The organism is Propionivibrio limicola (genome assembly GCF_009469695.1).
Taxonomy (GTDB): domain Bacteria; phylum Pseudomonadota; class Gammaproteobacteria; order Burkholderiales; family Rhodocyclaceae; genus Propionivibrio; species Propionivibrio limicola.
Genome location: NZ_SSSR01000001.1, coordinates 277,075 through 300,598, shown reverse-complemented (window position 1 = coordinate 300,598; position 23,524 = coordinate 277,075). Strand labels below are relative to the sequence as shown.

The window sequence follows — 23,524 nt, the reverse complement described above, 5'->3', positions numbered from 1 at the left end:
GTGGAACTGATGCCGCACCTTGCGGCATCAGTTCATATGCTTCGCTGAAGAAACACAAAGGGCGCCTCGGCGCCCTTTGTGTTTCCCAATGAGTCTATCCGCCCGGTCGGGCGGAGCAGAGCTACTCCTGGAGTCGCATCGACAAGTCGACGGCGCGCACGTTTTTGGTAAGGCCGCCAACCGAGATGCGGTCGACGCCTGTTTCGGCGATGCTGCGAACCGTTTCGAGGCTTACGTTGCCCGACGCTTCGAGCACGGCACATCCTTTCGTGATAGCCACCGCCTCGTGCATTTGGTCGAGCGTCATGTTATCAAGCAGAATCATTTGAGCGCCGGCGGCAAGGGCTTCTTCCAGTTCTTGCAGAGTTTCGACTTCGATCTCGATGAATTTGCAGCGATTGACCGCTCCGGCGACTTGTTTTGCGGCCGACATGGCCGCAGCAATGCTGCCAGCGGCGAGAATATGGTTTTCCTTGATCAGGATGGCGTCGTAAAGGCCGATCCGATGATTGCATCCGCCGCCGCAGGCGACCGCATATTTTTGGGCAAGACGAAGGCCCGGAAGCGTTTTTCGCGTGTCGACGATTTTCGCTCCCGTTCCAGCAACGGCTTCCGTGTAGCGCCAAGCCTTGCTCGCAACGCCGGAGAGCATTTGCAGGAAGTTGAGCCCGGCACGTTCGCTGGTCAAAAGCGAGCGTGCTTTGCCCTTGATTTCGCACAAGGTCTGGCCTGGATGGATGATGTCCCCGTCAGTTGCCTTCCAGATGATTTCGGTATCGGCGTCGATTTTCGCAAAGCAGCGAGTAAACCACTGGGTTCCGCAAAGTATGGCCTTTTCACGCGAGATCACGGTGGCTGTGGCAATGACATTATCCGGTACGAGTTGTGCGGTCAGGTCGCCTTCGCCTACGTCTTCCGTCAGGGCGGCAGAAACGTTACGCTCAATCTCTTGCTCTAGCAGGTTGATCGACAGTTCGGGTGCGATGTATTTCATTCAGGATCGTGTCTGTGGGTTCATTCGGGCCCGGCATTCTACACTGAGCCTTGGCGTAGATGGGCGGGGCAACTCTTCCTAAGTACTTGCACTTAGCAGATTATTGAGGGGCGAATCGTAGGTATTCTCTGCGAAGTTTCTCGCCATCCCAGGAAATAATTTGCCCACAGTCGTCGCGCCAATCGGAGAGAACCCAGCGTTCGACGAGTATCCCGTCGACCATGTGTTCATGGGTCTCCGGTCGGTGGGTGTGGCCGTGAATGAACGTGGCGTAACCATGTGCGCGCAGGAAGTCGTCGGTGGCCACCGCATTGACGTCCATCAGGGATGGGGAAAGCTTTTGCTTTTCGCGTTTTGACTCTTCACTTTTGACGCGAAAACCGGCAATGATTTCCCGACGTCGTGCCAGCGGTTGGTCGAGAAATGCGCGTTTCCATTCTTCGGTCCGGATATGTCTGCGGAGATCCAGGTAGTTCCGGTCGTCTGTGCACAGCGCATCACCGTGCGACAGGACGAACTGTCCGCCAGGCAAGGAAAGCGTGAAAGGGTCGGGAATCAAACGGCAACCGCTGCGTTTTGCGAAACCCTCGCCCAATAAAAAATCACGGTTGCCATGCATCACCGATACGTTTACGCCATTTTCAGTCAGGTGGCGCAGTCCATTCACAATCAGGGACGGGTGGGAGTCCTCCGGGGCGTCGATGCAATCATCTCCGGGCCAGGCTTCGAAAAGGTCGCCGAGGATGAAGACGTGTTCGACCCCCCGTGCCTGTTTCCCGAGGTAGTCGAGAAACAGGCCGGTCAGGCTAGGGGTTTGCGGCGAAAGATGCAGGTCGGACAGGAAATGAATCACGAATCTGTCTTCGCTCTTGGCAGGATGTTAAGCGGCCGCTGGCGCGTTTTGCTCAGCAAACCTCGGCACGCTCGATAACGACATCCTGCGCGGGAACGTCTTGGTGGAATCCGGCGTTTCCGGTTTTGACGCTCTTGATTTTGTCGACCACATCCTGACCTTCGGTCACTTTGCCAAAAACGCAGTAGCCCCAGCCGCTGGCGTTTGGTGCCCTGAAGTTGAGGAAGTCATTGTCGGCGACGTTGATGAAGAACTGGGCTGTCGCCGAGTGCGGGTCGTTGGTCCGTGCCATGGCGATGGTGTAAGCGTTGTTCTTCAGGCCGTTGTCGGCCTCGTTCTTGATCGGCGCGTTGCAGGGTTTCTGCTTCATGCCCGGCTCGAAACCGCCGCCCTGAATCATGAAGCCGTCAATGACGCGATGGAAAATGGTGTTGTCGTAGTGGCCTGATTCGGCGTAGCTGATAAAGTTCTTCGTCGTTTCCGGGGCTTTCTCAGCGTCGAGTTCGAGCGCGATGACGCCGAAATTGGTGTGCAGCTTGATCATGTAATTTCCTTATTTGTCAGAGAGAATTTTGACCGTCTGGATGATGACGGGTTCGACGGGGACGTCCTGATGCATGCCACGCGTCGTAGTCGGTGCGGCGGCAATTTTGTCGACAACGTCCATGCCTTTGACGACCTTGCCGAAAACGGCGTAGCCCCAACCGTCGGGCGAAGGAAAATCAAGCGCGGCATTGTCCTTGTGATTGATGAAAAACTGGGCCGTTGCCGAGTGCGCCGAGGGGCGGCGGGCCATGGCGATGGTACCGCGCTGATTTTTCAGTCCGTTCTTGGCTTCGTTGGCAATGGGCGCACGGGTCGGTTTTTCGGCCATGTCTTTCAGGAAACCTCCACCCTGGATCATGAAGCCGCTGATGACGCGATGGAAAATGGTCTCCGTGTAGAACCCGTCTTTCGCGTACTGCAAGAAATTCCGGACGGTTTCCGGTGCCTTTTCCTGGCTCAGTTCGAGGATGATAGTGCCGTGAGTCGTCTGCATTTCGACGGTCGGCGCGGCCGTTACCGTTGCGGCGATAAACATTGCTGAAGCAGCCAGTGCGGTATGGCGAACAAGTTTGGCAAGGCAGAATCGCATCAAGCATTCCCTTCGTAAATAATTTTCCAGGCCCCATTCTCCCGGAGCCAGTACTGGCGTTTTTTCATCCGATTGTTGAGGTTGTTGCTCTGGTAGTCCTGGTCGAACGTGACGACGGCAAGATCGTCCTGACCGGGGTCGCGGAACATGGAAACACTGGACAGATTGACCTTGATCCACTGTTTGCCCGTATTGACCTGATGCTTTTGCTTGGCGAACTGGTCAAAAGTTTGGTCCGACGTTCTGAATTTAGCCGAGTAATGTCGCAGGAAACGGTTCGTGTCGCGGCTCTCCCAGTCCTGGCGCCATTCGTCGATCTTGTTGTTCAGTGCTTTGCGCTCGTTCTGCCAGTCATCAAGGGTTAGCCATTCGACCGAGTCGCTGATGATCACGGGTGTCAGGCCGACTTGCAGATTCCTGGCCAGCGCGTTCAGGTCGGTGTTCGAGAGAACGACGCATCCGTCAGAGGCCTTTGGAGGCCGCGCGTACGTATCGGAGGGCGTGCCGTGCAGCCAGATACCATGCCCGTTGCGGCCTTGTCGTTTGTCCCATTCGTTGGGGTAATTGATCGGGAAAGCCCCCGATCCGTAGAAATCCCCGACCTTCTTGGGGGAAAGGTTGCCGGTGACATGGTAGACGCCGGTTGGGGTTTTCTTGTCGCCTTCCCGGGTCTTCCCCGCGCCAAGCTTGCCTTGGGTGATGTAGTAATCGGCTACGAAGCGTGGGCGCCCGTTATCGTTCCGGTACAGGTAAAGCCGCGACTTGCGCGTGTCGACGACAATCGCGTGCTTCTGGTCGGGCTGCATTTGCAGCAGATAGCGTGGTACGTAATCGCCGGCCATCGGCCGATTTCGGTAGGCCTTGAGGCGAACAACGGCTTCTTCGCGCAGGTCGCTCAGTTCGCTCCGAGAGGAGTTGGCCGCGTTGCCAAATTCGGAAATCGGCCGGCCTCGGGCAAGGAGGAGGTCGCCTTTGATCAGGTGGGCGAGACGAAAATTCGGGTATTGCGCCAACAGGTTTTCGGTGCGTTCGAGCGCCTTGGCCAAGCGGTTATTCTCGATCTCCTCGAAGACCTTGAGCAGTTGCGTTTCCGGACCAGCGTCCGAAAATGTCCGTGGGCGTTCTTCAAGCCGGGCAACGACGCCGGGCCCGGTGGCCAGAAAAGCCAGCAGGCCCAAGGCGAGGCGCAGCCAGCGCATCAACCGATACGTTCCTGCTGAATCAGCCATTTACCACCCGACTTTACGAAGACAATCGTCTTGCTGGTGGATGATTTGAGTGATGAAGAGTTGTAGTGTTGGCGGAAACGGACCGTGGCGGTGTCGTCCGAAATCGAGACCTTGATGTTATCGACGTCAACCTGAATCGTTCCGCGCTTGCCTATCCGCTGAGTGCGCTCGGCTTCCCAGGCCTTGCGCGACATGCCTTTCGGGGGCTGGAAATTCTTTGCGTAGCTTCCCAGATAGGATTTGACGTCCTTGCGCGACCAAGCCTTGGCCCATGTCTGCAAAGCCTTGGCGACATCTTCCTCGCTGCCGTTAGTAACGGCTTTTTCGGCAGCGCTCTGGGGCTGCGACGCGGTTGGTTCGGTCGTCTTCTCGGATGCTTTTGTCGCTTGGGCGACGGGCTTGGCGGGTTGCGCCGTTGCCGAAGCCGTCAGGTTATTCACTGCGCTGGCCCCCTTTTCTGGCGCGATGGGCTTGGCGGGAGCGTTGGTCGTCGGTTGGGCCGGTGCGGGGGCCGGCTTGGCGCCTTGCGGCTTTGTCGTGTCGCTGATCAGATCCTTGATCAGTGACAACTTTGTCTGCGTCGTCGTGTTCGATGCATCGATCTGCAGTGCTTTGCTGTACGCCTGACTTGCCATTTTTGCGTAGACATCACCGAGATTCTCGTGCGCTATGGCGTAGCTCGGGTGCGTCCGGATCGCCATTTCAAGGGCGGCACGGGCCTTGTCGTACTGCTTTTGCTGGGCGTAGAGAACAGCCAGGTTATTGTAGGGCTCCGGGAGTTCCGGGTAGTCCTCGGTTAGCCTGGAGAAGGTGGTGATGGCTTCGCCGGTGCGGCCCAAATCGGTCAGGATGACGCCCTTCAGGAAACGGCCTTGGGCATCCTTCGGCTTTGTGGCGATATAGGCATCGGCCTTTTCCAGTGCCTGCGGCATTTGGCCTTGCTTCATCAGTTTCTGAATCTCGGGCAGCGTTTGGGCGCTGGCAAAAGACGTGCCAAATAGCAGGGAAAATCCGATAAAAACGGCTGGAAGGTGCTTCAGTACTGGCATTCGGAGGGGGGGAGTCATGAGTGTGATATACTCAAAAGCCTGATTATTCAACCGCGGATTCTAACAAGAAGCACGTGGAATCCCAAAGATTTTCCTTATTTTTCTAACGCCATCGTAATCTCGAAACGGCGTCTCGCGAGCTGAAAATGTTGAAGATTTACAATTCCTTGAGCAGGGAGAAGCAGGTTTTTGTGCCGATCGAGCCGGGCAAGGTGCGCATGTACGTGTGCGGAATGACGGTCTACGATTACTGCCATTTGGGGCACGCGCGAGTGCTTGTCGTGTTCGACATGGTGCAGCGTTGGCTGAAGGCCAGCGGTTACGAGGTGACGTACGTTCGCAATATCACCGATATCGACGACAAGATCATCAAGCGGGCGCTGGAAAACAACGAAACGATCGGTGCGCTGACCGACCGTTTCATCGCCTTCATGAATGAGGATTCGGCGGCGCTTGGTGTCGAACGCCCCTCTCATGAGCCGCGTGCTACCGAATACATCCCGCAGATGCTCGAATTGATCGGTGAACTGGAGAAAAACGGCTTGGCCTACAAGGCAACCGATGGGGACGTGAATTTCTCGGTGCGCAAGTTCCCGGGGTACGGCAAGCTGTCGGGCAAGTCGCTCGATGATCTGCGGGCGGGCGAGCGCGTCGATATTGATCAAGCCAAGCAGGACCCGCTCGATTTCGTGCTGTGGAAGCATGCCAAGGAAGGCGAACCGTTCTGGGAGTCGCCGTGGGGGCGTGGCCGGCCGGGATGGCACATCGAATGCTCGGCGATGAGTTCCGATCTGCTCGGCAAGCAATTCGACATTCATGGCGGCGGTCAGGATCTCCAGTTCCCGCACCACGAAAACGAGATTGCCCAGTCGGAAGGGGCGCACAACTGCCAGTTCGTGAATTACTGGATGCACAACGGTTTCGTGCGTGTCGATGATGAAAAGATGTCCAAGTCGCTGGGCAATTTCTTCACCATTCGCGAGGTACTCAAGAAGTACGATGCCGAGGTTGTCCGTTTCTTCATCCTGCGTGCGCATTACCGTAGCCCGCTCAATTACTCGGACAAGCACCTCGACGATGCGCGGCAGGCGCTGGCCAGGTTATATACGGCGCTCAAAGCGGTCGACGCGGTCGATGCACCGGCGTCGGCCGTCGATTGGGAAGAGAAATACGCGCAACGCTTCCGTGAAGCGATGGACGACGATTTCAATACGCCGGAAGCCTGCGCCGTCCTTTTCGATCTGGCGGCGGAAGTCAATCGCAGCAAATCTCCCGCGCTGGCCGGGCAACTGCGCGCGCTGGCCGGATTGTTGGGGCTGCTCGAGCGTGATGCGCAGGCGTTTCTGCAAGCGACGCCGTCGGGCGGGGCGGGGGGCGACGAGGCGGCCGGTTATTCGGCGGAAAAAATCGAACAGCTGATCGCCGACCGGGTCGCGGCCAAAAAGGCCAAAAACTTTGCCGAAGCCGACCGCATCCGCGCCGAATTGTTGGCGGCCGGTATCGTGCTGGAGGACAGCGCGCAGGGAACGACGTGGCGGCGCGCTTAAGATAAGCTCTCCTCGTCCGCGCTTACGGCGTCGCTGTCGCAGGGGTTGATGAGCCAGGCCGGAAGATCCACTCCGAATACTTTGTCGCCGATTTCGCACTCTCGTCCAGGTAGGGGGGGAGATCGTGGCGGCGGATAGGGGTGAGCGTCGATAGGCTGTGAATGCCGACGATGGCCTCTCCCGTACGCACCAGCCCCCATTCGGTGCGCCCGCTCAGCGGGTCGCGGTAGATGCGGCGCAGATGACGGCGTGGAACGGGGAAACGTGAATCCTCGATGAGTTGCTCAAGCTTGGTCGGCCAGGGTGGCTGGCCCACCGGCGTTTCGTCGCGATAACGCGCCATGGCGCGTGCCATTTCGCCACCAACCGCCAGCAGTTCCGCCTCGCGCTCGCGTTGCGCCACGGCCTGCCAGACGACACCGGCCTTTGCTGCCAGCAAGCCGAGTTCGGCAACGAGGAACAGTACCAGCAGATAGGTGTATCCACGCTGATGGCGGGTCTTACCAGTTCGCATAGTCGCTTCCATCACGCGCCTGCCCGGGAGCGCCGCTGCGTACGTCGCCCATGCCGCCTTCCTCGCCCTCGCGCGGCGGTACGACCTGCCACGTACTGGTCGACTCGGTGACGGGGTCGCGTGGCACCGCGCGCAGATAGCGCCGGCTGACCAGTTCCTGCAGATCTTTGGGATAGACACCGGTGTCGGCGCGGTACTTGTCGATCGCATCGCGCATCACGGCGAGCGATTGTTGCAAGGCGACTTCGCGCGAGCGATCCAGATTGTCGAAGTAGCGCGGCGCGACGATTGACAGCAGGGTGGCGATGATTGCCATGACCACCAGCAGTTCGATCAGCGTGAACCCGAGACGGCTTTTTCTGGCTCGTGCCATGGCAACTCCTTCCCTCACCATTCCCGATACGGGATGCCGTTGAGCCCCGTTCGTTCCGACAGCGAATAGACGTCGAACACGTCCGCCCCTTCGCGCGGCGCTTGTGGCGGGCTGGCGTAGCTGCGTTTGCCCCAGGTCTTGTCGGCCGGCACGCCTGGATCGCCATGAAACGGATCGCGCGGGATGCGGCGCAGGAAATAAATCCGCTTCCCCGATGGGACGGCCGCGTCGGGCACGCCATTGACCAGCGTTGCCAGATCCGGCGGATAACCCGAGGCGCCGGCCTTGCGCTCGACGCGTTGGGCGTCGGATGCCGCCTTGTACGCATCCAGTCCGTCGCGAATCTGGCGCAGCGCGACCCGCAGTTCGGACTCCTTCGCGCGTTGCGCCCCCAATTCAGCGAGCGGCATCGCGCCGGCGGCGAGGATGCCGATGATGGCCACCGTCACCACCAACTCGATGAGGGTAAAGCCGCGCCCGCTGTGCATCACTGTCCAATCGTGATCGTGGTCGATGCGCTGGCCGGCGAGGCGAGTCGCTGCCCGGCGAACTCCAGGTTGATCCCGGTGACGGCTATGCTGGCCATTCCGCCGGTTTCGGCTTTGACGCGGAAGGTGACTGGCTGACTGGCCGGTAATGTTCCCGCAGGTAGCGCAATCCTTGCCTGTCCCGGTGCCGAGGCGGTGATTCCGACCGGCTCGAGCAATTTCGCGTCGTAGGTTATGTCGGCCGTGCCGCCATCGTAGCTTCCGCGTCCGCCGAGTTCGAGGCTTAGCGCTACCGTTTCGCCCGCCTTGGCCGTCGCCGGGCCGGACAGGCGTATCGCCAGTCCCTCCGGGCCGGGGCTTGGGGTGGGAGCGGGGGCCGGGAGGGCCGGCGTGGCGATTGGTGCGGGCAGCGCCGCCGCTGGAGTCACCGTCCCCGCCACTCGCAGGCTCAGGCCGCCGGGGGCGGTTGATCCAATGCGCAGGGGCTGGGCGCCGATGCTGGCCTCGGTACCGGCCGGCAGTTCATCGCGGGCGGAGACCGGCGGCACGACGTTGCGCAGGATGCGCGGCGTGATCAGCAAGACGATTTCCGTTTTTACGCCGTTCTCGTTTTGCGATGAGAAGAGTCTCCCGAGGACCGGCAAGTCGCCCAGGCCCGGAATGCGCCGCGTGCCCAATCGGTCCTCGTCGCTGATCAGGCCGGCGAGCACCTGCGTTTCGCCATTCTTCAGGCGAAGCGTTGTCTGTGCGCTTCGCGTGCCGATGCGGTAGGCGAGCGAGCCTTCCGGGCCGGGAACTTCGGAAACGATGTTGCTGACTTCCAGTCCGACCTTGATCGCCACCTGATCGTCGAGCGTCACGCTGGGTTCGACATCGAGCTTGAGGCCGATGTCGAGGTAGCTGACCGACGCCGCCACCCCGACGTTCGCCGTCGAGGTCGTGGTGAACACCGGTACTTTGTCGCCAATATGTACTTTCGCGGCGGAACGGTTCTTCACGCGGATGCGCGGGTTCGCCAGGAGGTTGGTGTCGCTGTCCTCGCTCAGGATGCGCAACACCGCCGCCGGGTTGACCGTGTAAGGCACCAGTGCGCTGGTATCGCGCAGGCTGACGTTGCCCGTGACCAGTGCACCACTATCCCCGCTGGCGAGCAGGCCGTAGCCGATCTCGTCGGGAAGCTCAAGTCCAAGGTCGCGCAGCTTGGTGCGGTTGACCTCGAGGACTTCAACGTCAAGCATCACTTCCGGTTCGGCCACGTCCAGCGATGCAATCAGACGCTCGGCCAAGCGCACCGCGTCCAGTGTGTCCTTGATGACCACGAGGTTCAGCTTCTCGTCGATGAACAGGTCGCGCGTTTTCACGAGTTGCTTGAGCATGGCCTGCACCTGTTTGGCGTCGGCGTGGGCCAGGTAGAAGCTGCGCGACACGAGTTCCTGGTACTCGCGCTGCTTGGCGGGCGTCGCCGGATAGACGAGCACCGAATTCGTATTCACTAGCCGCGTTTCGATCTGTTGCGTGGTCGCCAGCAACTTGAGTATTTCTCCCACCGTGCTGTTGCGCACCATCAGCGTGACGAGGGTGTCTTCGCGCATTTCCCGGTCGAACACGAAATTCAACCCGGCCGCTTGTGCCAGCACCTCGAACACCGCGCGTAACGGCGCGTCGCGGAAATGCAGCGTCACCGGTTTGTTCATCGCGCCAAGCGTCTGCGCGGAGTTTGCCGGTTGTTCGAGCAGGCGGCGTTCGTCCGCCTCGCGGAGCAGGCGCCGGGCGCCCGTGTTGGCGGGCACTTCGGCCAGCACCGAACGCGCAAGACGCTCGGCTGTGGTCGCGTCTCCACGCGCCAGCGCGGCTTCTGCCGCGGCCAGGCGTGTCTGGCGACGCCGCTCGTCGGCAAGGGATTCGATCCCGGCCGCAGCGCGCGGGTGCCGGGCATCGATCTCCAGCACGCGTCGGAATGCTTGCTCGGCCCGATCAAGGTCGCCAGCGGTGAGCGCTTGTTCGGCCGTGGCGAGATAGTCGCTGATTAGCCGTTCGCGCTGGCGCAGATAGTAGGCGCGCAGTTCCAGATTGCGTGGTTCCTGACGCACGCGTTGCTCAAGGGCCGAAAAGGCCGTGGCTGGATCGCCGTCGGTGAATTCGACGCGGCTGCGATCCAGTGCCGAGTTGGTCATGCAGGCGGACAGCAACCCGGCGAACGCCAGTGGCAACAGGCGACAAGCGGTTTTATGGTTGGGCTTCATGATCGGCAATGTCGAGCGCCTGACGCTGGCGCGTCGGCAGGTGGGTGAATTCGACACGCGTCGGCGTGATGCGATCGACGCGGTAGTTGGCATCGATGCGCTCGCCAGCGCGCACGATGCGCACTTCTTTTCCTTCCAGCAGAATGACGGATCGCCGGCCCTGCTCTCCGAGCGCGCCGATGAAACGGAACGGCAGCGGCGGAATTTCCGCTTCGGGCGGCGGCATTTCTACGGCGACGGGCGGCGGGGGCGGCGACTGCATCAAAGTGGCGCCGGCCTCGGGCCACGGGGCGCGGCGTACGGCGAGCATCCCTCCGGGAGGCGCTGAAACGCGTCTTGGCGTGGCCGCTGGCGTGCCTCCCCGAGCAGGGCCGGAGACGACTTCCGCTTCCTCGTCCAGCGACGAGGCCCACCACGTCGCGGCCAGCGTCGCCAGCAGGGCGGCCGCGAACAGCAGCGGACGCCGGCTGGTTGGCCGGATTCTCATCGCCCAGACTCCAGATTTCCGCGCATCGCTCGGTACTCCCCCCATTACTCCCGTTTGACGAATACGAGCAGCCTGACCTCGGCGTCGATCTGCGCCGCTTCGGCCTCGGCGTGGCGTACGACGATCGATTCGAGGCCTACTTCGGGCATGGAGCCCAGCGTCTCGTTCAGCCACGCGTACAGGGCGGCAAAGCTGCCCTGTGCCGGCAACTGCAGCGATACCCGCGAGAGCGGGGTGCCTGCCTCATTCACGTTGCGGTATTCGGTTCGCTCGACATTCAGCCCGTGCTGGTCGGCGGACTCATAGAGGCGTGCCAGAGTGCGCGGCAACGCTTGATCGGACGGGAAACCGGAAAGGAACTCGACCACGGGGGCCGATCCGGTGACGGAGGCGCTTGCGCCGCGCAGGAGCTGCGCGCGCTCGGCGGTCAGGGCCGTCCGCCGTTGCGTGCTCAGGGTGTCATTGCCCACGCCGATTGCGAACGCCAGCGCCAGCAGGGCAAGACCCAGCCACCCCGGCCAACCCGCCCGCCGCAGTGTGCGTCGGGCGCTTTCGCGCAGTCTGGCTGTAGGTGTCATCGTTCCGCTCCCCAATGCGCACTTGCCGTAAAACGCACCACCATCCGGCCGCCTGCGTCAACGAGAGCGTGGCTGTCCAGTGTGGCCGAGCGCAGCACGCGCTGGGCGCGCAAGCGTTCCAGATAGGCGAAGGCTGCTTCCAGTGTAGGCACTTCGGCGACGATGCGCACGCTGCCGCGTGCGGCATCGGCCTGCAATTCGACCAGATTGAATTCGGACTCCTGTGCCCGGGCGAGGTCGGCGAACATTCCCGCCCAGTCGGCATTGAGCTGCGCGGCCACGGCAAACGCCGGCCCGGCCTCGTAGCTGCCTGTCGCCGTGCGCCCGCCCTTGGCCGACAACTGGGCGCGCAGTCGTTCGACGATGGATGCACGCTCTTGCAGATCGACGTGGGTTGAGTAGGCCTCGCCCAGCACTCCGCCCAGCGCTGCGGCGCCCACAACCAGAGCCAGCCAGCCGAGCCAGCCGGGGCGGCGCCGGGTCGGGCTGAAGTCTAAAGCCAGCGGCGCCGGCGCGTTGAAAATCGGCTTTTTCATGGCGCGGCCTCCTGGATCACGGACCAGCCGGCGCAGACCACCGGCAAGGGGCCCTGCACGTAGAGCATGCCGGTCTGTTCCGGCGCCAGTTCGGCGTGCCAGCCGGCGAGCATGTGGCACAGCTCGGCGGCGTTGTTTGGGCCCGCGCTGTTATTGCCCGTTGTGCGGCTGCGTATCGCCTGCCATCGGCCGTCGCACCACAGCCCCACCGTGAGCCGTTCCGGGCGGATCAGCGCCAGCGCGGCGAGTGTGCCGGGCGGCTCGTCGAAACGCTGCCGAAGCTGGTTGAAGCAGTCGACGAAGTCGCCGACGATCCGGCCGGGACGCAACCCGTGGGCGGCGGCGAAGGCTTGTATTGCGGCCAGCAGCGACGCCGGTGCCGCGCAGGCCAGCGCCGGGAAGTTGACGGCATCGCGATCGAGCGCGAACGCCCATTCCGGTTCGCTCGCTCCATGCACTTCGTCGAAACGGTAGGCCATGTAGATGGCGCGTTCTTCACGCGATTGCACGCCCGCCGGCCAGCGCATCACCAGATAACGCAGCCAGCCGTCGCCGAGTACCGTATGCAAACGGGTGCCGCGCGCCGCCGTGTCGCCGGCCAGTCGCTCCAGCGCCGACTCGGGCGCGCCGTCATGTGCCTGCCGTTGCACGCCCGCCGGCGTGTGCAGCACCCAGGCGTCGGCTTCGAGCCGAAGCAGCCAGTCAGCCGTGGAGCGTGACACGATTCAGTTCCTCCACTGTGGTTACTCCCGCCGCGACCAGTTCGATGACCGCTTCGCGCAGATGGCGGAAGCCGCGCCGGCGGGCCGCCTCGCGCAGACTGCGCACCGGCGCGCGGGCGATGACGAGTTCGCGTATTTCGTCATCGAGCAGCAGCACTTCGGCCACCGCGCGCCGCCCCTTGTAGCCGGAGCCGCGGCAATGGCCACAGCCTTGACCGGCGCGAAACGTAAACCCCGTGGTATCGCCCAGCGCCGAATCGGCAATCGCAGCCGGATCGGGCGTCACGGCCACGCTGCACTGCGGGCAATTGACGCGCACCAGACGCTGCGCCACGACGCCGTTGAGGGCGGCGACGAGGTTGTGCGGGTCGATGCCCATGTGCATGAAGCGACCGATGACGTCGAGGACGTTGTTGGCGTGCACCGTCGTGTAAACCAGATGGCCGGTCAGCGCCGCCTGCACCGCGATTTCGGCCGTTTCGCCGTCGCGGATTTCACCGACCATGATCTTGTCCGGGTCGTGGCGCAGGATCGAACGCAGACCGCGCGCGAAGGTCAGCCCCTTCTTCTCGTTGACCGGAATCTGCAGCACGCCCGTCAGCTGGTATTCGACCGGGTCCTCGATCGTCACCACTTTTTCCTGGCTGCGGTTGGTTTCGCCGAGCAGGGCGTAGAGCGTTGTCGTTTTGCCGCTGCCGGTCGGGCCGGTGACGAGCAGCATGCCGTACGGCTCGCTGGCCAGCCGGCGCAGCACCGTGCGCGCGGCGGCGTCAAAGCCGAGCGATTCGAGCGTCAGGCCGCTCATTTCGCGCGACAGATGTTCCTTGTCCAGCACGCGCAAGACGGCGTCCTCGCCGTGGATGCTCGGCATGATCGAGACGCGAAAGTCGATCTCGCGTCCGTCGGTCTGCGCCTTGAAGCGGCCGTCTTGCGGTACGCGGTGTTCGGCGATGTCCAGTTCCGCCATCACCTTGAGGCGCGAGATGACTTGCTCGGCCTGTTCCGTTCCCGACGCCGTGCCGGCCCGCGACAGCACGCCGTCGATGCGGAAGCGGATGACCAGCCCGCCCGGCACGGCTTCGATGTGGATGTCGCTGGCGCCCTGCTTGAGCGCGTCGTAGAGCATCGAGTTGACCAGCTTGACGACGGGGCTGGCATCGGCGCTGATGCTTTTGAGCGAGAGCTCTTCCACGGCATCGCCCGTTGTGGCCGTTTCGCTCGCTTCGCTGAGGCCCACCGCTTGCCGTATTTCATCCTCATGGCGCGCCAGGCAGGCGGTGATTTCGTCGCGATCGGCCAGGGCAAGGGTGAAGGGTTCGGCCTGGCGGGCGGCGATGCCGTCGAGCAGATCCTGATCGAAAGGGTCGGCGACGACGATGAACAGAGCGCGCTGCTCATCGCGCAACGCCACGCATTCGCGCCGCAGCGCCGTTTCGACCGGCAGCGCGGCGAAGTCCGGTGCCAGCGCCAGCAGCCGCGCATGACCGATCAGCGGCAAGGCGCAGGTGGCGGCCAGCCGCGCCAGCCGCCGCTCGGGCAGCGGTTCGAGTTCGGCCAGCGAGTCAATGACGCGGCCGCTGCCGGCGCGGGCGGTGGCCAGTTCGGTCGCCGAAAATGGGCGGACGGGGGAGGGCGAAGCGGGTTGGGTTTTCATCCGATAGTCTCCGCCAGTTGGAAGATCGGCAGATACATGAGCACGACGATGAGGCCGATCGCGCAGCCGATGAACAGCATCAGCAGCGGGCCGAACAGGCGCGTCGCCCACTCGATCTCGCGTGCCGTCTGCTCTTCGTGGAATTCCGCCGAGCGGGTGAGCATTTCGCCCAGATTGCCGGCGCGTTCGCCGACTGTCAGCATGTGGCGCGCCACCGGGGTCGTCAGACCGCATTCGCCGAGCGTCGCGGCAAAGGCGCGCCCCTCGCGAATGCGGGCGATGGCGGTGTGCAGGCTGTCGCGCAATACCGGGGAGAGCAGCCCGGCGACCATGCCCAGAGCCGTCACCGCCGGAATGCCGCCCGACAGGAGCATTCCGAGCGTGCGGTAAAAACGCGCCAGATGGAACACGCGCAGTCGCTCGCCGAGCAGCGGCAGACGCCAAGCCTCGCGCCTGACCGCTGCCCAGAGCGCCGGTCGGCGCACGGCCACGGACAGGGCACCAATGACCGCCAGCAGCAAAACGCCGAGCAGCAGCGCGTGCCCTTCGACGAACATCCCCCAGTCGAGCAGGAGGCGCGAGAGCCACGGCAGGTCGCCGCCCAAATCCTCGTAGATGTGGGAGAAGCGCGGTACCACGTAACCGAGCAGGAACAGCACCACCAACCCGCCGACGCCGAGCAGGAGCACCGGGTAGATCGCGGCGCTGACGAGCTTGCCGCGCAGACCTTCGATCTGCTGCTGATAGGTCATGTAGCGGGAAAGGGCAAGGTCGAGGTTGCTGGTGCGTTCGGCAGCACGGATCATCGCCACGTACAGATCGGGGAACGCCTGCGGTTCGGCCTCGAAGGCGCTCGACAGCGTGCGCCCTTCGCGCAGCGCTGTATGAATATCCGACAGCACGACGCGCACCGCGCCGCGGTGTTCCTTTTCGGTCAGCGCCGACATCGCCTCGGTGAGCGGGATGCCGGCGTGCAGCAAGGCGAGCAGCTCCTGGTTGAAAAGTTGCAGCGGAAAGCGCGAGCGCCGACGCGGACGCGAAATGCGTCGCAACGACAACACCCTCAGGCCGCGCGTGGCGGCCAGAGAGCGCAGTTCGGCTTCGCTCGCCGCATCGAGCTCGGTTTCGACCACGGCGGCATCGGGGCCGATGGCTTTCACCCGGTAGCGCATCGCGCGCCCCGATTCTTACCAGTTGCCGACGTCGGCCGCCGGCCCGCTACCGCCCGGCTGGCCGTCGGCACCGAGCGAGAGGAGGTCGTATTCCCCGTGCTCGCCGGGTTGCCGGTATTGATAAGGCTTGCCCCACGGATCGGCCGGCACCGCCTTCTTCAGGTACGGCCCCTGCCAGCGCGCCTCGCCCACGGGCGCGGCCATCAGCGCTTGCAAACCTTGATCGGTCGAAGGGTAGCGGCCGACGTCGAGCCGGTATTGGTCGAGCGCCTTGCCGAAAGCATCGATCTGCGCCTGCGCCACCTTGGTCTCGGATTTGCCGATCTGGGAGAAGAAACGCGGGCCAACATAACCCGCCAGCAGGCCGATGATGGCCATGACCACCAGCAGTTCGAGCAGGGTGAAGCCGTGTGGGTGGAGGTTGGCCGGGCCAAAGGCTCGTCTGTTCCTGATTGCGCTCATTGTCGGTCTCCCGCTAGAGATGCCCGTTCAAAGTATGGCACAAGCGATTGGGGGGTTAAATGAAAAAGTCCCTTCTGAAACATTAAGCGGAAGAGCCTGGCAATGGATCGCAACCTGTCGGGAATTTTTACGCTTAGTGCTGACTTGATTCTTCCGAAAATTAAATTCCTTATGTTTTTCAATATGATGCAATGCGTGGCGTGAATCATGCTCAACGAAGGCAGGGCGGAAGAAACATTGCCCCTCAGTAGTACTTTCAAGCAGTAGATGGAAGGAGCTGTCATGAAAACTCTGCAGAAAAAGATGACTTGCACGGTTGGAGCGCTGTTTGCCGCAGTTGGTTTGTTGAGTAGCGGGGCGGCGAGTGCTCTTGTTTGTAATCTTGCTGAAACCAATCCCGATGCTTATCTGAATGGCGCGTCGGCTTGCGGATTGGGTATTGGTGTTAATCCGGACGGCACGAACGTTGATCTTGCTGTACCGGGGACTGCCGATTATCTCCATGTCTCGAAAGACGAGAATGTTGCGCAAAATCCGGCACTTGCATTTGGAACAGACTTCAAGATCGACTTCTATGGCGGAACGAAGGAAGGTAATTGGGGTATCGATATTCTGGATCCTAGCTACACGCTAGCCAATACCGATTTCCTGATCACGATTAAGGACGGAGTGATAACCGGGTCTGATGCGAAGTGGGTGTATTTCCTTGTTGATGAAGCTTTGTCCCCGGCTTGCGGTATTTATGAGCTGTGTGGCACGTGGGGGATGTACGGTAATGATGGTGTAAACCGGAAAGACATCTCTCATATGGATTTGTTCGTAACCGTTGAAGATGGTGGCCCGCCACCGCAAGAAATTCCTGAACCTGCCTCCCTGGCATTGCTGGGACTTGGATTGCTCGGGATGTTTGGGATCCGTCGCCGGGTATAAGGCTGATCCGGATTCAAAAAAACCGCCGCGAAATGCGGCGGTTTTTTTGGTCAGTGGTTTGCGCGTCATAGGAAGGACGCCGGCCAGTCACCTTCAGCGGACGACTTGAATGCTCTTGGTCGTTTTATTGCCCGCTGCATCGGCTGCTTCGGCCACGATGGTATGCGTCCCTGCTTTGACTTTCTTCGTGTTCCAGTTGTAAGAGACGCTCGTTCCTGTGGTGGATGCAACCTGTTTTCCGTCAATTAACAGACGCACGCTTGTTACCGCGACATTGTCCGTGCCGGTTGCCTTGACGGCCACGACGCCGGCTACTGTGCTTCCATCAACTGGATTGCTGATCGTGGCGACCGGTGCCTGGCTGTCCGCAGCAGTTGCATTGGCGACCGTGACCGTCACGTTGCGCGATGCGGAGTTGCCGGCGGCATCGTACGCATAGGCTGCAAGCGTCGCACTGCCATCGGTTGCCTTCGTGCTGTCCCAGCTAAAGCCGAACGGTGCGGTCGTGTCGCTGGCAATCTTGGTTCCATTTACCAATAGATCGACACGGCTTACGCCGACGTTGTCGCTTGCGCTGACATCGACGGCCACGAGTCCTTTCACCGTGCTGCCGGCCGTCGGTGATCCGATGCTGACGCTCGGCGCAGTACTGTCCACCGACGCGGCGACCTTGGCGGCCTGGACCGCTGCGGCGGCATCGACGCGCCCGTTGCCGTAGTATTTGTCGAAGCCGGACGTGCCCAGATCAAGCGCGCTGGCATACAGCCGCTTCTGAACTTCGGCGGCAGCGAGACCTGGATTGGCGGCCATCATCAGGGCCACTACACCGGCAGTGACCGGGCTGGCGAACGAGGTTCCGGAAACGGCGGCATAGCTGCCGCCATTGACGGTACTCCAGATGCCGGCGCCGGGGGCGGCCACGTCAACGAAGCTTCCATAGCTGGACCAACTTGTCTTGACATCTGCCGTATCGGTGGCCGATACGGTGATCATCGAGTCGCTCGGGGCAATTGTCGCCTCGGTCCCGTAGTTGCCAGCAGACGTCACTACGAGCCCGCCCTTGCTCTTCATGTATTGCGCAGCGCTTACGGCAGAGGAACTTGTCTCTACTCCGTAAAAGCTCAGGTTGGCGACGCGGGCGCCGTGATCAGCGGCCCATGTCAGACCACTCGCAATCGCGCTCCATGAGCCATAACCGTCTGTTCCGGCAACTCGAACCGGCATGATCGACGCGCCGGTGGCAACTGCGGCGACGCCAGTAGAGTTGTTCGTCGCTGCCGCTGCGGCGCCGGCGACCTTGGTGCCGTGCCCGTACACGTCGGACGTGTTGGAATTGTTGTCAAAGAAATTCCAGCCGGCCACGAGTTTTCCTGCCAAGTCGGGGTGTGATGGGTCGACCCCGGAATCAAGGATCGCAATCGTGACGTTTGAACCTTGGCTGCTGTCCCACGCTACTGGGGCGTTGATTTTCGGGAGATGCCACGCGCTGCCGAAATAGGGGTCGTTTGCCGTGCCCTCGGCCTTGACGAGCATGTCGCGCTCGGCGAACTTGATGTGTTTGTTATGTTTGAGGAGAGCAGCGATAGCTTTCTCCGAAGCGTTCGCCGGCAATTGCACGATGCGCACATTGATCTTGTCGATCTTTCCAACCTGCTTGCCGCCGTGCGGCTTTAGGATCTTGTCGAACTCGGCATCCGAGAGGCCGGCGCGTGGCTGTACCAGCAGGCGGCCGGGAACCCATTTTTCTGTTGGTGCGGTTGTTTGCGCTGCCGCCGGGATCGCGCCTGCGCCCAGCATGAAAGTCAAAGCCAGCGCCGCAGGGATGTGTCGGCGGGAAGCATCAAGAACGGACGCGGTCGATACTGAGGAATTGGCGGAGGGGCTGGATTTGTCAAACATGGATCATCTTCCTTTGCGATAAAGTTTTGCTGCCAAAAGCAAAACCAATGCCAAATATAAAATTCCTATATGTAACAATTGGTTAGGCTAATTTCTAAAATTTCAGGCGGAATTCCCGCGCGTGGTTGTCGGGGGAAAGCGACTCGGTTGGTGTCTGTTTCTGAAAACTGACCAAAAATCAGTCGCTTGCGTTGTCGCCAAGGGGCGACGAATTGATTTTCAGCCGCCGTTGTGACGGCGGGCGCCGGACAGGTTCGTGCCAAATGGCTTGCGTTGCTGCTGGAGGCGTGGGGGAGTGGGTGGTGTTACCTTGCGATCCGTTCATCTGTCTGCCCGTCGTTCAATGGCCGCGGGGGATGAGCGCGAAATCGCATGCAGCAAATAGTGCTCTTTCCACAAGGGAAGGAGCGGTAACACTGCCTGGCAATCCCGCTGTCATTGAGTGTGACTCAACCCTTTAGACCGGTGATTTTGCGTCCCCGCCTTTCGACGGGTTTGCCCTTTTCAAGCAGCATCGGCACAACGGCCGACGCTGGTTTTTTTCGAATCAAGTTGCCTAAAAATTAAGCAACGTGCGCAACCTAACAAAACAGAGTCAGGTTGTCAACATTTACGGTCGGGGCAGAAAAACCTTAAGCAGTTTTACAAAATGCTTCCGGGATTGCTTTCGGAAGAGGCGGATGTCTGGGTAGGGAACAGCGGGTAATGAAAAAGGCCTCCGAGGAGGCCTTTGCTTTGATTTTGCAGATTTTTTTGGGGAGAAGCCCCGTTCTTTTGCTCAGCCGGCAAAAAACTCCTTCACCTTGTCCATCCACGATTTGGCCCGCGGGTTGTGGAGGGCAGAATCGCTGCTGGAATCTTCGAGTTCGCGCAGCAGTTCTTTCTGGCGCTCGGTGAGATTGACGGGGGTTTCGACGACGACGTGGCAAAGCAGGTCGCCCGGCGCGTGGCTGCGCACGCCCTTGATGCCCTTGCCGCGCAGGCGGAAGATTTTTCCCGACTGCGTTTCGGCGGGAATCTTGAGCTTGGCGGCGCCGTCGAGCGTCGGAATCTCGATCTCGCCGCCCAGTGCGGCGGTGGCGAAGCTGATCGGCATTTCGCAGTGCAGGTCGTTCTGTTCGCGCTCGAAGACGCTGTGCGCCTTGAGGTGAATCTGCACGTACAGATCGCCGGCGGGGCCCCCGTTGATGCCGTGTTCGCCTTCGCCCGAGAGCCGGATGCGATCGCCCTCGTCGACGCCGGCCGGAATTTTGACCGCCAGCGTCTTGTGCTGTTTGATGCGGCCAGCGCCGTGACAGCTGCCGCACGGTTCGGCGATGAACTTACCGGTGCCGTGGCATTTCGGGCAGGCTTGCTGGATCGAGAAGAAGCCCTGCTGGATACGTACCTGGCCGCTGCCTTGGCAGGTCGGGCAGGTTTTCGGCTGCGTGCCGGCCTTGGCGCCGCTGCCTTTGCAGGAATCGCAGACCTCCATGGTCGGAATGCGGATCTTCGTCTCGGTCCCGAAGGCGGCCTGTTCGAGCGTGATCTCAAGGTTGTAGCGCAGATCCGCGCCGCGATAGACGTTGGATCGGCCGCCCCGGGCACCGCCGCCACCGCCAAAAATTTCGTCGAAAATTCCGCCAAACGCATCGGAAAAGCCGCCCGCGCCGCCGCCAAACCCGCCAAAACCTCCGCCCATGCCGGCCTGCGGATCGACGCCGGCGTGACCGTACTGGTCGTAGGCGGCGCGTTTCTGCCCGTCGGAGAGGATTTCGTAGGCTTCCTTGGCTTCCTTGAAGTGCTCTTCGGCCTTCGGGTTGTCCGGATTGCGGTCCGGGTGATACTTCATGGCCAGCTTGCGGTAGGCCTTCTTGATTTCTTCGTCGGAAGCGTCGCGGTTGACGCCGAGAATGTCGTAAAAGTCGCGTTTGGACATGGGAAAACCGTAGGGAGATGGGGGTAAAGAGTCGGAAGTGTACGGAAAAAGGAGTGAGGATGGCTCCTCACTCCCGATTACTCTTTACGCCTTACTTCTTGTCTTTGACTTCGGTGTATTCGGCGTCGACGACGTCGCCTTCATCCTTCTTCGAGTCGCACTTGTCGCCGCATTCGCTGCCGCAACCTTCACCGGCCGCGCCGGCTTCAGCCTGCTGCTTGGCGTACATCTTCTCGCCGAGCTTCTGGGCGGCGGTGCCGAGCGCTTCGGTCTTCGCCTTGATGGTCTCGAGGTCGCCGTCACGGATGGTGTCTTCGGCTTCCTTGATCGCGGCTTCGATCTTGCTCTTCTCTTCGTCGGACAGTTCGGCGCCGTACTCGGTCATCGACTTCTTGACCATGTGGATCATGCTATCGCACTGGTTGCGGGCGTCGGCCAATTCGTGCGCCTTCTTGTCGTCCTCGGCGTGCAACTCGGCGTCCTGCACCATGCGCTGGACTTCCTCTTCCGACAGACCTGAAGAAGCCTGGATCTTGATCTTGTTTTCCTTGCCGGTCGCCTTGTCCTTGGCCGAAACGTGCAGGATGCCGTTGGCGTCGATGTCGAAAGTGACTTCGATCTGCGGCATGCCGCGCGGGGCCGGCGGAATGTCGGAGAGGTTGAACTGGCCGAGGCTCTTGTTGCCCGAAGCCATTTCGCGTTCGCCCTGCAGGACGTGGATGGTCACAGCCGACTGGTTGTCGTCGGCGGTCGAGAAGACTTGCGACGCCTTGGTCGGGATCGTCGTGTTCTTCTTGATCAGCTTGGTCATCACGCCGCCGAGCGTTTCGATGCCGAGCGAGAGCGGGGTGACGTCGAGCAGCAGCACGTCCTTAACTTCGCCCTGCAGCACGCCGCCCTGGATGGCAGCGCCGACGGCAACGGCTTCGTCCGGGTTAACGTCGCGGCGCGGTTCCTGGCCGAAGAATTCCTTGACCTTGTCCTGCACCTTGGGCATGCGGGTCATGCCGCCAACGAGGATCACGTCGTCGATGTCACTGGCCTTGACGCCGGCGTCCTTGAGGGCGATGCGGCAGGGTTCGATGGTGCGCTCGATCAGTTCGTCGACCAGCGATTCGAACTTGGCGCGGGTGATCTTGAGCGCCAGGTGCTTCGGACCGGAAGCGTCGGCGGTGATGTACGGCAGGTTGATTTCGGTCTGCTGGCTCGACGAGAGCTCGATCTTGGCCTTTTCAGCGGCATCCTTGAGGCGTTGCAGCGCCAGGACGTCGGACTTCAGGTTGACGCCGGATTCCTTCTTGAACTCGTCGATGATGTAGTCGATCAGACGCTGGTCGAAGTCTTCGCCGCCGAGGAAAGTGTCGCCGTTGGTCGACAGCACTTCGAACTGGTGCTCGCCTTCGATTTCGGCGATTTCGATGATCGAGATGTCGAACGTGCCGCCGCCGAGGTCATAGACGGCGATTTTCTTGTCGCCCTGTTTCTTGTCCATGCCGAAAGCGAGCGCGGCGGCGGTCGGCTCGTTGATGATGCGCTTCACTTCGAGACCGGCGATGCGGCCGGCGTCCTTCGTGGCCTGGCGCTGGCTGTCGTTGAAATAGGCCGGAACGGTGATGACGGCTTCGGTGACTTCCTCGCCGAGGTAGTCTTCGGCGGTCTTCTTCATCTTGCGCAGCACTTCGGCGGATACCTGCGGCGGAGCGATCTTGTTGCCGCGCGCTTCGACCCAGGCGTCGCCGTTATCGGCCTTGAGGATCTTGAAGGGCATCAGCGAGATATCCTTCTGCACTTCCTTTTCTTCGAAGCGGCGGCCGATCAGGCGCTTGACGGCGTACAGCGTGTTGGTCGGGTTGGTGACGGCCTGACGCTTGGCCGGGGCGCCACAGAGGATTTCGTTGTCGTCAGCGTAAGCGACGATCGACGGCGTGGTACGTGCGCCTTCGGAGTTTTCGATGACTTTCGGCTTGCCGCCTTCCATCACGGCAACGCAGGAGTTGGTGGTGCCGAGGTCGATACCAATGATTTTGCCCATGTCTGAGTCCTTTTTGATAATTCGTGAATACCGAGGAATGTCGGGTTACGCCCTAAGTGGGGCTGCGTGGATTAATTTCAAGCCTTGGCCTTGGCGACGACGACCAGCGCCGGACGCAGCACGCGGTCGGCGATCAGGTAGCCCTTTTGCAGCACGGAAACGACGGTGTTCGGCTCCTGCTCGGCCTCGATCATGCTGATCGCCTGATGGAAATTGGGGTCGAACTTCTCGCCGACCGGATTGACTTCCTTGAGGCCGGATTTTTCGAAGGCGGCGACGAGTTGCTTGAGCGTCAGTTCGGTACCGGACTTGAGACTTTCGACGCTCGGGTTTTCCGTGGCCAGACCGGCTTCGAGGCTGTCCTTGACGGCGAGCAGTTCGCCGGCGAAGCGTTCGATGGCGAATTTGGAGGCCTTGGCGATGTCGTCCTGGGCGCGGCGGCGGACGTTTTCGCTCTCGGCCTTGGCGCGCAACCAGGCGTCGTGGTGCTCTTCCGCCTTCTGTTCGGCGAGGCGAATCATTTCTTCAAGATTCGGTGTCGTTTCCACGTTCGCACCCGGCGTGGCGTCCGCCGGATTCTGGTTTTCTTCAGGCGTTGTATCTTTGTCTAGCGCTTGCATGGTTGGATGTCTCCCGGATTAACGAAAAGCGATGTTGGGGCGTTTGGTCCGGTTTCAAGAGGTGGGGTGGCTTTTTTCGCGGTCTTGTG

General features: G+C 61.3%; 23 protein-coding genes and 1 riboswitch. Of the genes, 2 read left to right on the top strand and 21 right to left on the bottom strand.

All coding sequences use genetic code 11. The features are described 5' to 3' along the window. Nucleotides 1-121 precede the first annotated feature (121 nt). The 6 genes from nadC to GH659_RS01395 all read right to left on the bottom strand — a co-directional run bounded on the left by nadC (nucleotide 122) and on the right by GH659_RS01395 (nucleotide 5,158). Nucleotides 122-994, bottom strand: a complete 873-nt coding sequence (nadC, locus tag GH659_RS01420) for a carboxylating nicotinate-nucleotide diphosphorylase (protein ID WP_153108926.1) — start codon at nucleotides 992-994, stop codon at nucleotides 122-124. Nucleotides 995-1,094: 100 nt separating this feature from the next. Next, complete coding sequence (locus GH659_RS01415) at nucleotides 1,095-1,847, bottom strand: UDP-2,3-diacylglucosamine diphosphatase (protein WP_153108925.1); 753 nt, start codon at nucleotides 1,845-1,847, stop codon at nucleotides 1,095-1,097. A gap of 52 nt (nucleotides 1,848-1,899) precedes the next feature. Beyond that, nucleotides 1,900-2,391 (bottom strand): peptidylprolyl isomerase, encoded by a 492-nt coding sequence (locus tag GH659_RS01410; protein WP_153108924.1) that lies wholly within the window; start codon nucleotides 2,389-2,391, stop codon nucleotides 1,900-1,902. A 9-nt stretch (nucleotides 2,392-2,400) separates the two neighbouring features. Then, nucleotides 2,401-2,982: a peptidylprolyl isomerase gene (locus GH659_RS01405; RefSeq protein ID WP_153108923.1), complete on the bottom strand. Its 582-nt coding sequence runs from the start codon at nucleotides 2,980-2,982 to the stop codon at nucleotides 2,401-2,403. Then, complete coding sequence (locus GH659_RS01400; protein WP_153108922.1) at nucleotides 2,982-4,211, bottom strand: L,D-transpeptidase family protein; 1,230 nt, start codon at nucleotides 4,209-4,211, stop codon at nucleotides 2,982-2,984. Before GH659_RS01400 ends, GH659_RS01405 begins: the two co-directional genes overlap by 1 nt. Continuing rightward, entirely contained in the window at nucleotides 4,181-5,158 is a 978-nt protein-coding gene (locus GH659_RS01395) for a YybH family protein (protein WP_246167620.1), read from the bottom strand. Before GH659_RS01395 ends, GH659_RS01400 begins: the two co-directional genes overlap by 31 nt. A 248-nt stretch (nucleotides 5,159-5,406) precedes the next feature. Between GH659_RS01395 and cysS the strand changes: the two genes are divergently transcribed. Beyond that, complete coding sequence (cysS, locus tag GH659_RS01390) at nucleotides 5,407-6,807, top strand: cysteine--tRNA ligase (RefSeq protein WP_153108920.1); 1,401 nt, start codon at nucleotides 5,407-5,409, stop codon at nucleotides 6,805-6,807. A gap of 22 nt (nucleotides 6,808-6,829) precedes the next feature. Here the strand turns inward: cysS and GH659_RS01385 are convergent, their stop codons facing one another. From GH659_RS01385 to gspG, 11 genes are read right to left on the bottom strand one after another with little or no spacing between them, the layout of a single operon-like run. After that, a complete protein-coding gene (locus GH659_RS01385) occupies nucleotides 6,830-7,321 on the bottom strand; it encodes a type II secretion system protein (protein WP_246167617.1) in 492 nt (163 codons plus the stop codon). Next, nucleotides 7,308-7,694: a type II secretion system protein gene (locus GH659_RS01380; protein WP_153108918.1), complete on the bottom strand. Its 387-nt coding sequence runs from the start codon at nucleotides 7,692-7,694 to the stop codon at nucleotides 7,308-7,310. The genes GH659_RS01385 and GH659_RS01380 overlap by 14 nt, the downstream gene beginning before the upstream one ends. 14 nt (nucleotides 7,695-7,708) lie before the next feature. Continuing rightward, nucleotides 7,709-8,182, bottom strand: a complete 474-nt coding sequence (locus GH659_RS01375) for a type II secretion system protein (protein ID WP_153108917.1) — start codon at nucleotides 8,180-8,182, stop codon at nucleotides 7,709-7,711. After that, complete coding sequence (locus GH659_RS01370; RefSeq protein WP_153108916.1) at nucleotides 8,182-10,425, bottom strand: secretin N-terminal domain-containing protein; 2,244 nt, start codon at nucleotides 10,423-10,425, stop codon at nucleotides 8,182-8,184. The genes GH659_RS01375 and GH659_RS01370 overlap by 1 nt, the downstream gene beginning before the upstream one ends. After that, the gene (locus GH659_RS01365; RefSeq protein ID WP_153108915.1) at nucleotides 10,409-10,912 is read right to left on the bottom strand and encodes a hypothetical protein; all 504 of its coding nucleotides are present in this window, start codon (nucleotides 10,910-10,912) and stop codon (nucleotides 10,409-10,411) included. The genes GH659_RS01370 and GH659_RS01365 overlap by 17 nt, the downstream gene beginning before the upstream one ends. Nucleotides 10,913-10,956: 44 nt before the next feature. After that, nucleotides 10,957-11,490, bottom strand: coding sequence for a hypothetical protein (locus GH659_RS01360; RefSeq protein WP_153108914.1), 534 nt, complete (start codon nucleotides 11,488-11,490; stop codon nucleotides 10,957-10,959). Beyond that, nucleotides 11,487-12,026 carry a hypothetical protein gene (locus tag GH659_RS01355; RefSeq protein ID WP_153108913.1) on the bottom strand — a complete coding sequence of 180 codons (540 nt, stop codon included), beginning with the start codon at nucleotides 12,024-12,026 and terminating at the stop codon, nucleotides 11,487-11,489. Before GH659_RS01355 ends, GH659_RS01360 begins: the two co-directional genes overlap by 4 nt. Further along, complete coding sequence (locus GH659_RS01350) at nucleotides 12,023-12,748, bottom strand: hypothetical protein (RefSeq protein ID WP_153108912.1); 726 nt, start codon at nucleotides 12,746-12,748, stop codon at nucleotides 12,023-12,025. Before GH659_RS01350 ends, GH659_RS01355 begins: the two co-directional genes overlap by 4 nt. After that, entirely contained in the window at nucleotides 12,729-14,402 is a 1,674-nt protein-coding gene (locus tag GH659_RS01345) for a GspE/PulE family protein (RefSeq protein ID WP_211364063.1), read from the bottom strand. The genes GH659_RS01350 and GH659_RS01345 overlap by 20 nt, the downstream gene beginning before the upstream one ends. Then, a complete protein-coding gene (locus tag GH659_RS14845; RefSeq protein ID WP_153108910.1) occupies nucleotides 14,399-15,574 on the bottom strand; it encodes a type II secretion system F family protein in 1,176 nt (391 codons plus the stop codon). Before GH659_RS14845 ends, GH659_RS01345 begins: the two co-directional genes overlap by 4 nt. Before the next feature lie 15 nt (nucleotides 15,575-15,589). Then, a complete protein-coding gene (gene gspG, locus GH659_RS01335) occupies nucleotides 15,590-16,036 on the bottom strand; it encodes a type II secretion system major pseudopilin GspG (protein ID WP_153108909.1) in 447 nt (148 codons plus the stop codon). A gap of 282 nt (nucleotides 16,037-16,318) precedes the next feature. On the opposite strand from gspG, the gene GH659_RS01330 reads away from it, so the two are divergent. Beyond that, a complete protein-coding gene (locus GH659_RS01330; RefSeq protein WP_211364062.1) occupies nucleotides 16,319-16,966 on the top strand; it encodes a PEP-CTERM sorting domain-containing protein in 648 nt (215 codons plus the stop codon). Nucleotides 16,967-17,059: 93 nt separating this feature from the next. On the opposite strand, the gene GH659_RS01325 is transcribed toward GH659_RS01330, so the two are convergent. The 4 genes from GH659_RS01325 to grpE form a co-directional block, all read right to left on the bottom strand. Further along, nucleotides 17,060-18,865: a S8 family serine peptidase gene (locus GH659_RS01325; RefSeq protein ID WP_246167615.1), complete on the bottom strand. Its 1,806-nt coding sequence runs from the start codon at nucleotides 18,863-18,865 to the stop codon at nucleotides 17,060-17,062. Nucleotides 18,866-19,284: 419 nt separating this feature from the next. After that, nucleotides 19,285-19,375: riboswitch (cyclic di-GMP riboswitch) on the bottom strand. Nucleotides 19,376-19,643: 268 nt separating this feature from the next. After that, complete coding sequence (gene dnaJ, locus GH659_RS01320) at nucleotides 19,644-20,783, bottom strand: molecular chaperone DnaJ (protein WP_153108907.1); 1,140 nt, start codon at nucleotides 20,781-20,783, stop codon at nucleotides 19,644-19,646. A gap of 91 nt (nucleotides 20,784-20,874) precedes the next feature. After that, the gene (gene dnaK / locus GH659_RS01315) at nucleotides 20,875-22,815 is read right to left on the bottom strand and encodes a molecular chaperone DnaK (protein ID WP_153108906.1); all 1,941 of its coding nucleotides are present in this window, start codon (nucleotides 22,813-22,815) and stop codon (nucleotides 20,875-20,877) included. A 77-nt stretch (nucleotides 22,816-22,892) separates the two neighbouring features. Further along, a complete protein-coding gene (grpE, locus tag GH659_RS01310; RefSeq protein WP_153108905.1) occupies nucleotides 22,893-23,435 on the bottom strand; it encodes a nucleotide exchange factor GrpE in 543 nt (180 codons plus the stop codon). Nucleotides 23,436-23,524 lie beyond the last annotated feature (89 nt).

Bases quoted from the DNA above. Each gene is read 5' to 3' on its own strand.
- nadC (WP_153108926.1), bottom strand. From the start codon at position 994: ATGAAATACATCGCACCCGAACTGTCGATCAACCTGCTAGAGCAAGAG.
- GH659_RS01410 (WP_153108924.1), bottom strand. From the start codon at position 2,391: ATGATCAAGCTGCACACCAATTTCGGCGTCATCGCGCTCGAACTCGAC.
- GH659_RS01405 (WP_153108923.1), bottom strand. From the start codon at position 2,982: ATGCGATTCTGCCTTGCCAAACTTGTTCGCCATACCGCACTGGCTGCT.
- GH659_RS01400 (WP_153108922.1), bottom strand. From the start codon at position 4,211: ATGGCTGATTCAGCAGGAACGTATCGGTTGATGCGCTGGCTGCGCCTC.
- GH659_RS01395 (WP_246167620.1), bottom strand. From the start codon at position 5,158: ATGAAGCAAGGCCAAATGCCGCAGGCACTGGAAAAGGCCGATGCCTAT.
- cysS (WP_153108920.1), top strand. From the start codon at position 5,407: ATGTTGAAGATTTACAATTCCTTGAGCAGGGAGAAGCAGGTTTTTGTG.
- GH659_RS01385 (WP_246167617.1), bottom strand. From the start codon at position 7,321: ATGCGAACTGGTAAGACCCGCCATCAGCGTGGATACACCTATCTGCTG.
- GH659_RS01380 (WP_153108918.1), bottom strand. From the start codon at position 7,694: ATGGCACGAGCCAGAAAAAGCCGTCTCGGGTTCACGCTGATCGAACTG.
- GH659_RS01375 (WP_153108917.1), bottom strand. From the start codon at position 8,182: ATGCACAGCGGGCGCGGCTTTACCCTCATCGAGTTGGTGGTGACGGTG.
- GH659_RS01370 (WP_153108916.1), bottom strand. From the start codon at position 10,425: ATGAAGCCCAACCATAAAACCGCTTGTCGCCTGTTGCCACTGGCGTTC.
- GH659_RS01365 (WP_153108915.1), bottom strand. From the start codon at position 10,912: ATGAGAATCCGGCCAACCAGCCGGCGTCCGCTGCTGTTCGCGGCCGCC.
- GH659_RS01360 (WP_153108914.1), bottom strand. From the start codon at position 11,490: ATGACACCTACAGCCAGACTGCGCGAAAGCGCCCGACGCACACTGCGG.
- GH659_RS01355 (WP_153108913.1), bottom strand. From the start codon at position 12,026: ATGAAAAAGCCGATTTTCAACGCGCCGGCGCCGCTGGCTTTAGACTTC.
- GH659_RS01345 (WP_211364063.1), bottom strand. From the start codon at position 14,402: ATGAAAACCCAACCCGCTTCGCCCTCCCCCGTCCGCCCATTTTCGGCG.
- GH659_RS14845 (WP_153108910.1), bottom strand. From the start codon at position 15,574: ATGCGCTACCGGGTGAAAGCCATCGGCCCCGATGCCGCCGTGGTCGAA.
- gspG (WP_153108909.1), bottom strand. From the start codon at position 16,036: ATGAGCGCAATCAGGAACAGACGAGCCTTTGGCCCGGCCAACCTCCAC.
- GH659_RS01330 (WP_211364062.1), top strand. From the start codon at position 16,319: ATGAAAACTCTGCAGAAAAAGATGACTTGCACGGTTGGAGCGCTGTTT.
- GH659_RS01325 (WP_246167615.1), bottom strand. From the start codon at position 18,865: ATGTTTGACAAATCCAGCCCCTCCGCCAATTCCTCAGTATCGACCGCG.
- dnaJ (WP_153108907.1), bottom strand. From the start codon at position 20,783: ATGTCCAAACGCGACTTTTACGACATTCTCGGCGTCAACCGCGACGCT.
- dnaK (WP_153108906.1), bottom strand. From the start codon at position 22,815: ATGGGCAAAATCATTGGTATCGACCTCGGCACCACCAACTCCTGCGTT.
- grpE (WP_153108905.1), bottom strand. From the start codon at position 23,435: ATGCAAGCGCTAGACAAAGATACAACGCCTGAAGAAAACCAGAATCCG.